The sequence below is a fragment of the Nocardia cyriacigeorgica NBRC 100375 genome (assembly GCF_000308555.1).
Classification (GTDB): Bacteria; Actinomycetota; Actinomycetes; order Mycobacteriales; family Mycobacteriaceae; genus Nocardia; species Nocardia cyriacigeorgica.
Genome location: NZ_BAFY01000327.1, coordinates 56,859 through 69,151, shown reverse-complemented (window position 1 = coordinate 69,151; position 12,293 = coordinate 56,859). Strand labels below are relative to the sequence as shown.

The following is a 12,293-nucleotide window of genomic DNA, read 5'->3' as shown; positions in this document are numbered from 1 at the left end:
CCTCGACGCGGCCGGGTCGTTGGACTTCGATCACGGCGTCGGCGCCGGGCGCCAGGGCGCCGGCGATCGCCGCCCATACCCGTGCGCGGCCGGCCGCGTCGAAATGCCCGATCACACCGAGCGCGACGACCGCGGCGCACTGCCTCGGCAGCGGCGCATCGAGAAAGCCGCTGGGCAGCACGGTGATCCGCTCCCGCAGGTCGCGGCGGGCAGCCAGCCGCGACAGCAGGACCGCGCGCATGGCGGCGGCCGGTTCCACCGCGACGATGCGCGCGTCGGGAAGGGCGTCGGCGACCAGCATGGTCGACAGCCCGGTACCCGCGCCGATGTCGAGCACCGGCCCGGCGATGGTGTCCACTCCCGCCAGCATCCGCGTGAGCACCGGCTCCACACCGGCGACATACGGTGTGGCCATCAGGTCGTAGAACTCCGCCGCGGCGGCGTAATCGTCGCTCACGGCTGCTCCGTCCGGTCGAGGGTCGCCAGCAGCTCCGACACCATATGCGCCACTGTCGAGACCGCCGGTGGTCGCAGCAGCGCATAGTGGTGCGCGGCGATCGGCCGGCTGTCGATGACGGCGTCGGTATGGGCCGCCCAGCCCAGGTCGGTGAGGTCGCCGCAGTCGTCCACGCCCATGCCGACACCGGAGTTGTGCGGCGCGGGCAGGGCGGCACGCACCAGCAGCACCGCCGTATCGGTGCCGTCGAGGCTCGCGGTGTCATGCGCGCCGAGGGCCCGCAGATGCCGGCGGAACACCTCTTCGTCCAGTCGTTGATCATCCGGGTTACCGCGCTCGGGCACCCCTGCCGCCGCCAGGCGGCGCCTGACCTCGGCACGTTGCCGATCGTCGGTGGCCGTATCGAAGTCGGCGCCGAAGCCGGTGGCGATATCGAGATCCCGGAACGCGGCCAGTGATCCCACATATCGGGTCCAGAACGCGCTGCCGTCGACATGGTGGATGCGGTCGGCGATATTCGAGTCGAGCATGATCAGTGCTTCCACGGTGGCGCCGTCGGCGCGCAGCCGCCGCGCCACCTCGTGCGCGAGGATGCCACCCATCGACCAGCCACCGAGCCGGTACGGCCCGTCCGGCTGGTGGGCGCGGATCACCTCCGCGTACACCCGAGCCGCTTCCGCGATCGTCGCGGGCCCGGCCGAACCGGCCAATTCAGGGTCTTGGATTCCGATGATGGGCGCCGTCGTGTCGAGCAATCGGCTCAAGTCCAGGTAGCACAGGACGTCACCGCCGGTCGGGTGGATCAGGAACAGCGGCCGGCCGGTGCCTTCGCGCAGCGGCACCAAACAGTCCAGCGGTATCTGCCGGTCCGGGCTCTCGTGCCGCGCGGTCGCGGCCACACCGGCGACGGTGGGGTCGGCGAGGAACGCTCGGGGCGTGACCGACAGACCGAGCTCGGCCCGCAGCCGGTTGAGCATCCGGATGGCGAGCACCGAGTCGCCACCGATGGTGAAGAAGTCGGTGCCGCGCTCGAGCGGGGCCGGGGCATCCACCATGCGCGCCCACAGCTCGGCGACGGCCCGCTCGGTGGAGGTGGTGGGCGGTCCGTCCGCCGCTGGCCGCGTCTGCGGGGCCGGTGCCCGGTCGAGTTGCTCCGGCGCCGGCACCTCGACCACCGAGGTCCAGAATTCCGGTCGGTCGACCAGGGTGGTGACCGTGTCGCAGACGTCGGCGAACAGCGCGTCGAGCACACCCGGCGGGAAGAGTTCGGCGACGGCATCCAGGTTCACCATCACCGAGTCGTCCCAATCCCATTGGAACACCTGCATATCGAGGGCGACCTGCGGAGTCCGCACCCGCTGGTAGAAATCCCGGACCTGCACGGTGTCGGGGGTGCCGCCGGGCGGATGCAGTCCGAGGGTGCTGTGGAAGACGACCGGAGCCTGCGGTGCGGTGTCGCGGCGGCGGCGGGCGAGTTCACGCAGCACTTCGACCCCGGTCACCTGCCCGTGGTCCAGCATGGTGGCCGTGGCCTCCTGCACGTGCCTGGCGGCGGCGAGGAAGGTCGGCGCGGCCGGCAGTGCGACATCGAGCAGCACGGTGCCCGCGTACGGCCCGATGGCGTGGTCGAGATCGCGCGGCAGATGCAGCCGGTTCAGATACAGCACGTTCAGCAGGAACCGGCGGTGTCCGGCCAGCCGGGCCAGTGCCAGCGTCCAGCAGGTGGCGAACGCCGCGGTCGGCGTGATGTTGTGCTGAGCGCAGAGCTCGCGCAGGACCGCCATGCGCTCCCCGGACACCCGGAATTCACGGCGTTCCAGGGTGTCGGGCCGTACCTGGTCGAACGGCGCGGCCAATGGCAGTGCGGGCGCGGACGGCAGGTCGTCGATGCGGTCCCACCACCACTGGCGCTGCGCCAGCCACTCGGCTTCACCGCGTTGCCGGGAGATGGTCTCCACATAGTCACCGAAATGGGCGGTGAGCGCGGGTAGCACCGCATGCGGTTCGTCGAGGTAGGTGAACAGTTCGGTGAACATCAGCTGCACCGACCAGCCGTCGGCCACCAGCAAACTGCACACGATGTGCAGGCCGAGTTCACCGGAGGGCAGCCTGGCCGCCGTGATGGTGAACGGCCACGGATCCATCTGTGGCCCGGTGCGTTGCAGCTCGGCGCGGATCTCGGCGAGCCGCCGGTCGACCTCGCCGGCGCTCACCTCGCGCAGATCGAGGTGGGTGATCGGCAGGTCGGCCAGCCGCGGATCATCGGCGGGCAGCACCTGCTGGGTTCCGTCCGGCAGGAAGATCGCCCGCAGCATGGGCTGGCGCTCCACCTGCCGCCGCACCGCAGGTTCCAGCATGGACGGATCGACCCCGGAGAGCCGGAAGTCGACGTAGTTGTGGGCCGAGTCGTAGCTCAGGGCGTAGCCGTGCTGCTGCCCCACCCAGTAGGCCTGCTGCAAAGGTGTGAGCGGGAAGGGGCTGCTGGAATCGGCCTGTCGCACCAGTTCGATGCTCGGGGCCGAGACCTCGGAGCGCCGCTCGGCGACCAGCTCCACCAGGTCCGCGAAGCACAGATCGCCGACCAGGTCCGCCACCGGAACCGCGACACCGAGCCGGGTGCGCACCATCGTCGCCATCCGCACGGCGAGCACGGAATCACCACCGAGTCCGACGAAGGTCGACGTCGAATGCACCGCATCGGCGTCGAGTTTGAGCACCTCGGCCCAGATGTCGGCGACCGCACCGGTGAGATCGTCCTGCGGTTGCGGCGACTGCGCGCCGGTGTCGGTCTCGGTCCACGCTCGCGGATCGGCGGCCAGGCGACGCAGCGTTTCCACATACGACGCGAAGGCGATGTCGGCGGCCGCGGGATCGAGGACGGTCTCGAGCACATCCCATTGCAGTTGCAAGCCGTCGGTGTGCACGAACGCCTGATGGTCGAGCCACACCTGCGGGGTCTGGCTGACGCCGTGCACGATGCGGCCCGCCCATTCCAGATCCGGGGCGCCACCGACGAGTTCCGCGGCGTCGAGCGCGCTGGTGAACACCACCGGCAGCAGGGTTCGCCGGCCGGTCCGGGTGGACATCTCGGCGAGCAACTCCAGGGCCGAGTATTCGCGGTGGTCGATATCGTCGAACAGCCGTCGTTGCGTGCGAGCCGATCGGGCCGCGAAATGCCCGCCCCCGGTGCGGTCGACCTCATGCGCCATCAGCGTGGTGAAATCGCCGACCGCCGCGTCGATCGCGGGCAGGGCGACGGGCCGGTCGATCAGGGTGAGCGACAAGGTGAATCGTTCGCTTCCGGACCAGGCCGCGAGAACGTCGGCATACGCGGTGAGCAGGACCGCCGACGATGTGGCTCCGTGCTCGGCGGCATGGCGGCGCAGCTGCTGCCATTCCGCGGTGGTGAGGCGCGCCTCGCGGCGGGCGAACCACGGCTGGGTCTGGGTCCTCGGCCGAGTGGGAAGCTCGGGCGGGCCGGGCAGTTCGTCGATGCGCTGCTGCCAGTACTCGACCGCGCGACGGCGTTCCGCGGAATCGAGGCGGGCCTCGGTATGGGCGACGTAGTCGGCGAATCGTATGGACAACGCCGGCAGTACGGCCGCCGGGTCGGTGTAGAGCTGTCGCAGATCACGGTCGAGAACGAGGAAGCTTCCCGCGTCGCAGATCAGCGCATCGATGCCGATGAACAGGCGCGTGGTCGTGTCGTCGATGAGTGCCGCGCGCACATCGAACAGCGGCCATCGGTCGGGTCGGTGGACGCGGTGCGACAGGCGGCGCCGCAGATCGGTGAGGGTCTCCTCGCGCTGTTGTGCCGATCGGGTGAGGTCGTGGCGGCGGATGTGGAAGGCGGGGACCTCGGGCAGCACGCGGTTGCGTCCGTCCTCGGTGATCACCGCCCGCAGCATCTCGTGCCGCTGGATCAGCAGATTCCACGCCCGCTCGTAGCGCTCGAGATCCAGTTTGTCGCAGTCGTATTCGAGGTAGATGTGACACGCGACGTCGCTGAGCCCGAACGCGCCCGACCGGCCCACCCAGTACGCGTGCTGCACCCGGGTCAGAGGGAAGGTATCGGTCGCTCTGCGCTCGTCCGGCGCAGCGGCGCCTTCGGCAGCGGCCGACACCCGAACCGCGGGCGTTGCTGGTTCGGGACGGGCCGCCGGACCGGTCGGCCTGCGCTGCTCCACCAACGCGGCGAGCGCGGCGACCGTCGAGTTCGCGAGCAGTTCCCGCATCCGGATGTCGGTGCCCTCGCGCTCGTTGAGCAGGTCGAGCATCCGGGTCGCCAGCATGGATGTGCCGCCCAGCGCGAAGAAGTCGTCTGCGGGGTCGGCGACGTCTTGGCCGAGGAGATCGGACCACAGGGCGGCAACAATCGCCACGTCCGGGTCGGCTGCTTGCCGGGGATCGTCGGAGGGGCGTCCGCCTACCAGCGTGGCGGTGGAATCTCCTTGCCCGGGATGCGCGCGGTCGTCTTCTTCCGCGCGACCGTACGGTGCGACGTTCGTGGCTGTGCGAGCCGGTATCCGTGCCATGGCGTCGTCTGCCGTCATCGCCGCTGGTTCAGCCGTGACGACTGATTCAGCCGCCGTGACCGTCTCGGCCGTAGTGACACTCGGCGTAGCCACGGGCACTCGGGTCGAGGTCTCCGGACTCGACGTCTCGGCCGCTGCCGTCACCACTCCATTCGACGCCCCCGCCGGAACCGGACCACCGGTCACGATCGAGCCGACCGACAACGATGCGCTCCCAGGCGAAAACACCGCTGCGGCAACCCGTTCCACCGCGACGCGATCGTCGGCACCCCCCGAACTCGGCGATGCGGCTACGCGCTGCACCTCCGATACCGGGTCGGCGTTGTCCTCCTCCGCGGCGATGCGCTCGGCGGCTGTGCCGGCCACCCGATCGCCGGACGGCGGATCGACCCAGATCCGGCGCCGCTGGAAGGGATAGCTGGGCAGGCGAAGTCGGCGACGACCGCGAGACAACGCGTCGACAGCGATATCGGCGCCCTGACACCACAGGTGCCCCATGGCGGTGAGCAGCGCGCTCCGGTCCGCGGCCTCGCCGGTTTCGCCGGCGTCCGGCAGCGTCGGCACCGCGACGGTGAGCCCGGCCGGGGCGTTGCGGCGGGCCAGCACGGCCAGACCGTTGCCGGGTCCCACCTGGACGAGGACGGTCGGCGCGCCTGCCACCGCGGTCTCCAGAGCGCGGCCGAACAGCACCGGTTCACGCAGGTGCCGTGCCCAGTGCTCGGCGTCGACGGTGCGCAACGTGGCGCCGGTGCGGGTGCTGTAGAGCGGCACCGAGGCCGGGGCGAACGGCACCGACGCCGCCGCAGTACGCAGCGGGTCGACCGCGGGCTCGACGGCCGGTGAATGCAACGCGGCACCGATGCGCAGCCTGCTGGTCGGAATACCCGCTCGTCGCAGGGCGGTCGCGAAGCTGTCGATGTCGGCGGCCGGGCCGGAGACCACGCAGGAATCCGGTCCGTTGACAGCCGCGATGGTCAGCTGCGGGTAACGCGCCAGCGCGGCGCGCACATCGACGTCCCCGAGCGTGACGGCCAGCATCGCACCGGCCGCGGTCTGCGCGAGTGCGGCCGACCGGACGGCCACCAGATGGGCGGCATCGGCGGTGCTGAGCATGCCCGCGACGACCGCGGCCGCGTATTCGCCCAGGCTGTGACCGATCACGCCGGCGGGTTCGATGCCGTAGCCACGCAAGGTGGCGGCGGTGGCGAGTGAGACCGCGAACAGCGCGGGCTGCCCGTACCGCACATCGTCGACGTCGTGCTGGGGTGCGCGGCCGGTGATGATCTCGCGGATGTCGTACTGCAGCACCGGCCGCATGGCCTCGGCGCATTCGTCGATGCACTCGGCGAAGACGGGCTCGTCGCGGTAGAGGCCCGCGCCCATCCCCGAATACTGCGATCCCGCGCCGGGAAACGCGAAGACGATATCCGGTCGGCGGGCCGGCATTTGCGCGGTGGCGACCGGCAGCAGCGCGGACTCGCCGGTCACCACAGCCGTGGCGCGCCAGCCCGAGTCGTGGTGGCGACCGGCCGACGCGGTGTAGGCGTAGTCGGCCCCGGTTGCCGCGTTGACGGCGGCGGCCGCCTGCGCGAGTTGGTCTCGGCAACCGTGTTCGGTCGCGGCCGATACCAGCAGCAGCTGGGCCCGCGGATCCGGTTCCGCCGTATCCGCGCGCGTGGGAGCCTGTTCGAGGACCACATGGCAGTTGACGCCGCCGATGCCGAACGAACTCACCCCGGCGATCCGGGTGCCGTCACGTTCGGGCCAGTCGCGGGTCTGTTCGACCGTGTCGAACAGACCTCGGCGCTGCTCGAGATCAGGATGCCGCGGCCGCGCGTGCAGCGTCGTGGGAAGGCGTCGATGCGACAGTGCCAGCGCGGTTTTGATCAGCCCGGCGATGCCGGCCGCACTGTTGGTGTGCCCGATATTGCTCTTCACCGACCCCAGGGCGATCGGCTGAGCCGCGACTCGGTCGGCGAACACCGCGGTCAGCGCCGCCAGTTCGATCTGATCGCCCAGCGCGGTGGCGGTGCCGTGCGCCTCGATCAGGTCGACAGCGTCGATACCGACATCGGCGACCGCCAGCGCTTCGGCGATGACCCGCGCCTGCCCGGCCGCCGAGGGCGCGGTGAAGCCGGCTTTGCCGCCTCCGTCGTGGTTCACCGCGCTGCCGCGCACGACCGCGTAGATGGGATCACCGTCGGCCAGAGCGTCGGCCAGGCGACGGAGCACGACCATTCCGACACCCTGGCTGTGCACCATGCCGGACGCCTGCGCCCCGAACGAGCGGGTGTGGCCGTCGGCGGAGAAGATCGCGTCCGGCACATGCAGGTAGCCGCGGCCCTGGGGCACGATCAGCGAGGCACCGCCGGCGAGCGCAGCGTCGCATTCCTCCGACAGCAGCGCCTGTGCCGCCATATGGACAGCGACCAGTGAGGTCGCGCAGGTGGCCTGCACCGCGACGGCCGGCCCGGTGAGGTCGAGGCGGTAGGCGATCTGCTGCGCGAAATAGTCGGTGAGCGTGCCGGTCTCGGCCTGCAGAAGGCCGAGCGGGTCTCGTGCGGCGCGTTCGCGGTAGGTGGCGAGGTTGTGTTCGAGATAGTCGCTGCGTGCGGCCCCGGTGAAGACGCCGACCGCGTCGAGGTCGGCTCCCCCGCGATGTCCGGCGTCGCCGAGGGCGTCCCATGCGCATTCCATCAGCAGCCGCAGCTGCGGGTCCATCAGAGCGGCATCGCCCGCGGGGATGCCGAAGTGCTCGGGTTCGAAGTGGTCCTGTCCGTCGATGAGTCCGCCGACGGGCACGTAGTGGCGATGGCCGCGCAGATCGGCCGGTACCCCGCGTGCTGCCAGTTCCGCGTCGGCGAAGCGGGTCATGCCCTCCCGGCCCGCGCTGATCAGATCCCAGTAGGAGGCCAGGTCGGGGGCGCCGGGGAATCGGCAGGCCATCCCGACGATGGCGACGGCGTTGTCGTCGTTCATGATTCGATCTCCACTTCCGAGTCCACCGGCTGCCGGCCGCGCATCATGGCCAGCACGGGACAGGATTGTTCGACGAGTCGGTGCAGTTCCTGGTACCGGCTCGGTGCCGCCGGGCCGCTCACCCGGGCCAGCACCCGGATCCGGCCGGGCTGTGCCGGTTCGTCGAGTCCGAAGACCGGACCGAGATCCAGCTCGGTCTCGACCCGGACCGACAGCGAGTCGATGGCGATACCGAGCCGGGCCGCGTGGAACCGGTAGGTGACCGCCTGGCAGGTGCCGAGGGCGGCCAGCGCCAGCCCGATGGGGTCGGGCCCGGCGTCGCCGCCGCCGGCGGCGACCGGTTCGTCGACGACGAAGCTGTGCCGCCGGATCCGGACGCCCATTTCGGTGGCCGTGCCGGGGCGGTGCTCGGCCGTGGCGGTGAATCGCTGTCGACGATCGGCCGCGCGCACTGCGGCGCTGCGCAGCCGGAACACAATGTCAGCGAACGACATCCGCCGGCCTCGCTTTCACTCGGTTGCGGCGCCGGCGGTGCCCACGACTGGTCGCCGCGGTCAGGTCGATCGGGACGAGGCCGGATACCGGGGCGGGCGCGCCCGCTTCGCCGTGCTCGGCGATCCACTGCGCCAGCCGCCGCACGGTGCCGAGCCGGAAGATGTCCGGCACGGTCAGGGCCGGGGCGAGATGGCGTAGCTTGCGGTGCGCCCGAACCAGGGTCAGCGAGGTCGCGCCCAGATCGTGGAACGGGACGGTCGGCGAAACCGGCTGGCCGAGCAGGTCACTGAACACCTCGGTGACCGCGGCTTCGGTCTGCGCGCGGTCCGGCGCGGTATTCGAGGCAGCGACGCCGACGACGAGTTCGGCGACCTCGCCGTTGCGGGCCATCGCCGCCACACCAGCCGTGGTGGCGGCGGCGTGCAGCTGGTCGAGCCAGTCGGTCGCGCCGGTGGAGCTATCGGTGGTTTCGGCGGCTTCGGCGCGCAGGATCAACGTCAGGCCGCGCTCCGCGGCATCTTCCGCGGCTAGTCGCAACCAGTCACCAAGACCAGCGGCCACCGAATCCGGTGTTTCGACGCGGTCGGCCGACGCCACCGGGCCCGCGGCGGGAGGTGTTTCGTGATCAGGTGCTGATCCGTTGTGACGGAACGGGTTCGGCAGCCGGCCGTGGTCGACCTTGCCGTTGGGCGTCAACGGGACGCTGTCGAGCAGCACCCAGCGCGACGGCACCATGTAGTGCGGCAGATGGCGACCCGCGATGTCGGCGAGCTCGGCGGTGTTCACCGCGTTTTCGTCGGCCGCCACGTAGGCCACCAGCTGGGGCCGGTCGTCGGCGCCGGGCACGGCCGCGGCGACGCATCGGCGCACACCGGGATGCCCGGCGAGCACCGCCTCGATCTCACCCAGTTCGATGCGATGTCCGCGCACCTTGACCTGACGGTCGGCGCGACCGAGGAACTCGATGGTCCCGTCGGTTCGCCACTTGCCGAGATCGCCGGTGCGGTACAGCCGCTGCCCCAGCTGTGCATTGCGCACGAAGCGGCGTGCGGTCTGCTCGTCGTCGCCGACGTAGCCGCGGGCGAGCCCGGCACCACCGATGAACAATTCGCCGGGAACCCCCACCGGGCAGGGCCGTCCCGCCTCATCGAGCACCACGAAGAACTGCTCACGCAGCGCCGTGCCGTACGGGATGCTGGTCCACTCGGGCCGAACCTCCCGCACGGGGTGGCAGATCGACCAGATCGCGGCCTCGGTGGCACCGCCGAGGCTGATCACCCGGACGTCGTCGCCGATCAGTGCGCGTAACCGGGTGGGTAGTGAGAGCGGAATCCAGTCTCCCGACAGCAGCAGCACCCGCAGCGAGCGCAGGCGCGCAGCCGCCGCCGGGTCGGCCTCCGCGTACTCGACCAGCATTTCGGCGAGCGCGGGCGCCGTGTTCCAGACCGTCACCCGGTGATCGGCGACGAGGTCACACCAGTGCCCCGGGTCGCGCAGCCGGTCGGCGTCGGGCAGAACCAGGGCTCCGCCGGCGCCGAGTACACCGAAGATGTCGTAGACGGACAGATCGAAGCTCAGCGCCGAGAGGGCGAGTACCCGGTCGGCGGGACCGATGCCGAAGCGGTCGTTGATGTCGTCGATGGTGGTCCGCGCGGCGCGATGCTCGACCGCGACGCCCTTCGGCTCACCGGTCGAGCCGGAAGTGAAGATGACGTAGGCCAGGGCATCGTCGGCGGTGCCGACCGGCTCCGGGAGGGAACCGCGGACGGTCTCGACGACGATCGGGTGCGCGGTGACGGTCTCGGGCAGCCGGACCGGGGCCGCGCTCAGGGCATGGGTGATCCCCGCGCGGCGGCACACCGAGGCGATTCGCGGCTGCGGCCAGTCGGGCTCGATCGGGACGAACGTCGCGCCCGCCGCCAGGACTCCGTAGACGGCAACGATCTGGTCGGGCGATTTCGGGGCGACCACGGCGACCCGGTCCTGCGGGCGCACCCCGGCGGCGATCAGCCGCGCGGCGACCTCGTGTGCCCGCTGCGCGAGTTCACGGTGCGTCAGCGACCCCGCGGGACCGAGCACGGCCGCGGCCCCCGGTCGTGCCTCGACCTGATGGCGCTGCAAGTCGGTGAGCAGCCCGATTCCCTGACCCGACGGCAGCGGCCGCACGGCCTCGAAGTGCGGGTTCCAGCCGAGAGCCCGATCCTCCCACGCAGCGGGATCGTCGGCGAGCCGCCGCAGCAGACGCTCGTGCGCGGCCAGCATCTGCGCCACGAACTCGGTGGGGAAGACCTGCTCGACCGCATCCCATGCCAGCCGGAGACCACCCGCCTCGTCCCACACAATGTGGTCGAGTGTCACCTGCGGTGTCTGCGAAACGCCGAACACTTCGTCGCCGAGCCAGCCGGCGGCGGGCTCGGCGCCCTGGCCGAGGCCGACACCGCTGGTGAAGACGACCGGATATCGCGGAGTGAGATCGGCGACCTGATCACGCTGTACCTCGATGCCGCTGTAGGAACGGTGTTCCAGGTCGGCCCAGAACTGCGTGTTCACCTGCCGCGCGAACTCGCCGAACCCACGCCAGGAAGCCGGTTCCGGGGACGGCATGGCGACCAGGGCCGTGGTGCTGAAATCTCCCACCACACCGTCGGCGCTCTCGCCGAGGTCCGGCCGATCGAACAAGGTGGCGTTGAGGCAGAACGGATCCGTCGCGCCCCAGCGTGACAGGGTCAGGCCGAACGCTGCGAGCAGGACCGCGGTGGGGCTGAGGCCGCGTTGCGCGGCGCCCGCGCGCAGCGCTGTCCAGCGCTGCGGGTCCAGGTGGGCCTCGTGGCGCCGGAACCGTGCGGCCCGGATCGTCTCGGGTGCCACCGTGTAGGGAAGCTGTGGGCCGGGCGGCAGCGCCGCGCGTCGCTGCTGCCAATACGCGCGGGCGCGGTCCCTGTCCTGCGACTCGCCCAGACGACGATCGCGCAGGATGCGTAGAAACGAATTCGGCGGTGGCGCAAGCGCGGTCGACGGGTTTGCGACGAACTGCCCCCATTCCCGCATGATCTGGATCCAGCTCGCCATGTCCAGCACGATGATGTCGAATCCGACGAACAGCCGCAGCGCGCCGGACGGCAGCAGGGCGGCGTGGATGTCGAACAGTGGACCGGTCGCGGTATCGAGGACCTGATGCGACTTCTGGTGCCGCAGCTCGGCCAGCGCGGCGGTGGCGTCGGTGTCGGGGTCGCGCAGGTCGGTGACCTCGATGCGGTAGGGCCGGCCGGGCGGCCGCGCTCGCTGGCGGCCGTCGTCGGTCACGACCGCGCGCAGCATATCGTGCCTGGTCACCACCTTGTTCCAGGCCGTCTCCAAGGCGGCGACCTCGCCGTGCGCGTCCGCTGCGACGAATCGTTCAGGATCGCGGTCGAATTCGAAGTAGTAGAACGTGGCCACCCCGCCCAGCGGCATTCCCACCTCGCGGCCCACCCAGTAGGACGCCTGAATTGGGGTCAGCTCTTCCTCGTCGACACCGGCGGCGGCACTCGGCAGGGGCGTCTCCTCGGCCGCGGCGCCGGCGGAGGCAACAGGCGATAGAAGTTTCTCGATCTCCGCGGCAAGTGACCCGACAGTCGCTCCGACGAAGGACCCCAGTGGCACCCGCACCCCGGTCCGTTCGCCGAGCCGTAGGTGCAGGCGTGCGGCGAGGAAGGAGTCCAGACCGTATTCCTGTAGCGGCCGTAGTTCGTCGATGGTCTCCGCATCGATCCCGAGAACGGTTGCGGCGCAATGCCGCACTTCATGTTCGATTGTCGCCATCCATAGCCCTTGCTCAGCAAAACCAA

4 protein-coding genes are annotated in these 12,293 nt (G+C 70.7%); all 4 read right to left on the bottom strand.

Annotated features, from left to right (window positions below):
* A partial coding sequence (locus RJ05_RS28860; protein WP_036543355.1) for a class I SAM-dependent methyltransferase occupies positions 1–457 on the bottom strand: 457 nt, incomplete at its 3' end.
* Positions 454–7,971 (bottom strand): type I polyketide synthase, encoded by a 7,518-nt coding sequence (locus RJ05_RS29670; RefSeq protein ID WP_051017105.1) that lies wholly within the window; start codon positions 7,969–7,971, stop codon positions 454–456. The genes RJ05_RS28860 and RJ05_RS29670, both read right to left, overlap by 4 nt.
* Positions 7,968–8,465, bottom strand: a complete 498-nt coding sequence (locus RJ05_RS28850; protein ID WP_036543351.1) for an OsmC family protein — start codon at positions 8,463–8,465, stop codon at positions 7,968–7,970. The genes RJ05_RS29670 and RJ05_RS28850 overlap by 4 nt, the downstream gene beginning before the upstream one ends.
* Positions 8,452–12,267, bottom strand: a complete 3,816-nt coding sequence (locus RJ05_RS28845; protein WP_081597614.1) for a non-ribosomal peptide synthetase — start codon at positions 12,265–12,267, stop codon at positions 8,452–8,454. Before RJ05_RS28845 ends, RJ05_RS28850 begins: the two co-directional genes overlap by 14 nt.
* Between the last annotated feature and the right edge of the window lie 26 nt (positions 12,268–12,293).